This window comes from Photobacterium lucens, from assembly GCF_009873615.1.
GTDB lineage: Bacteria > Pseudomonadota > Gammaproteobacteria > Enterobacterales > Vibrionaceae > Photobacterium > Photobacterium lucens.
Map to the genome: position 1 here is coordinate 1 of NZ_SSMG01000001.1, position 1,547 is coordinate 1,547.

The window sequence follows — 1,547 nt, forward strand, 5'->3', positions numbered from 1 at the left end:
GGCGATTAGCTCAGTTGGGAGAGCACCTCCCTTACAAGGAGGGGGTCACTGGTTCGAGCCCGGTATCGCCCACCACTCTCTAAAAGTTTTCTGCACGGATTTCGCAGATTTAATGAAGAATCTCTTTATTAAGTCCGCATTCTTGTCGCTGAAAATCGTTAGAAAGTGGTTCGAAAGAAACACAATGCTCTTTAACAATCTGGAAAGCTGACTAGTAAATTCAATCGAATAGATTGATTTATAGTTTTCATCGAAAGATGAAAACGAGTTCTCAAAACAATACACATTCAAGTGTCTTGTATCGAGTCCGGCGAAAAACCAATGTCCTCTTATCAAGGACACAAACCTTGGTTGTTTGAACATACGAAACCTCTTGGGGTTGTATGGTTAAGTGACTAAGCGTACACGGTGGATGCCTTGGCAGTCAGAGGCGATGAAGGACGTATTAACTTGCGATAAGCCCAGATGAGGTAGTAAAAACCGGTGACTCTGGGATTTCCGAATGGGGAAACCCACTTACATAAGTAAGTATCGTGTTGTGAATACATAGCAGCACGAGGCGAACCGGGGGAACTGAAACATCTAAGTACCCCGAGGAAGAGAAATCAACCGAGATTCCGGCAGTAGCGGCGAGCGAAACCGGATTAGCCCTTAAGCTAGTTTTGCGTTAGGTGAAAGTTCTGGAAAGTTCTGCGATACAGGGTGATAGCCCCGTAACCGACAACGCATTATCAGTGAAAACGAGTAGGACGGGACACGTGTTATCTTGTCTGAATATGGGGGGACCATCCTCCAAGGCTAAATACTCCTGACTGACCGATAGTGAACCAGTACCGTGAGGGAAAGGCGAAAAGAACCCCTGTGAGGGGAGTGAAATAGAACCTGAAACCGTGTACGTACAAGCAGTAGGAGCCCACTTGTTGGGTGACTGCGTACCTTTTGTATAATGGGTCAGCGACTTAATTTTAGTAGCAAGGTTAACCGTTTAGGGGAGCCGTAGGGAAACCGAGTCTTAACTGGGCGAATTAGTTGCTAGGATTAGACCCGAAACCGAGTGATCTAGCCATGGGCAGGTTGAAGGTGAGGTAACACTTACTGGAGGACCGAACCGACTAATGTTGAAAAATTAGCGGATGACTTGTGGCTAGGGGTGAAAGGCCAATCAAACTCGGAGATAGCTGGTTCTCCCCGAAAGCTATTTAGGTAGCGCCTCGGACGAATACTACTGGGGGTAGAGCACTGTTAAGGCTAGGGGGTCATCCCGACTTACCAACCCTTTGCAAACTCCGAATACCAGTAAGTACTATCCGGGAGACACACGGCGGGTGCTAACGTCCGTCGTGAAGAGGGAAACAACCCAGACCGCCAGCTAAGGTCCCAAAGTTATAGCTAAGTGGGAAACGATGTGGGAAGGCTCAGACAGCCAGGATGTTGGCTTAGAAGCAGCCATCATTTAAAGAAAGCGTAATAGCTCACTGGTCGAGTCGGCCTGCGCGGAAGATTTAACGGGGCTAAGCTATACACCGAAGCTGCGGCAATGAAGTTTA

At 47.7% G+C, this 1,547-nt stretch carries 1 rRNA gene (running past one end of the window); it reads left to right on the forward strand.

Annotation, left to right across the window (positions count from 1 at the left end):
- Window positions 1–385: 385 nt before the first annotated feature.
- Window positions 386–1,547: ribosomal RNA gene (locus E5A76_RS00005) — 23S ribosomal RNA — on the forward strand (it continues 1,463 nt past the right edge of the window).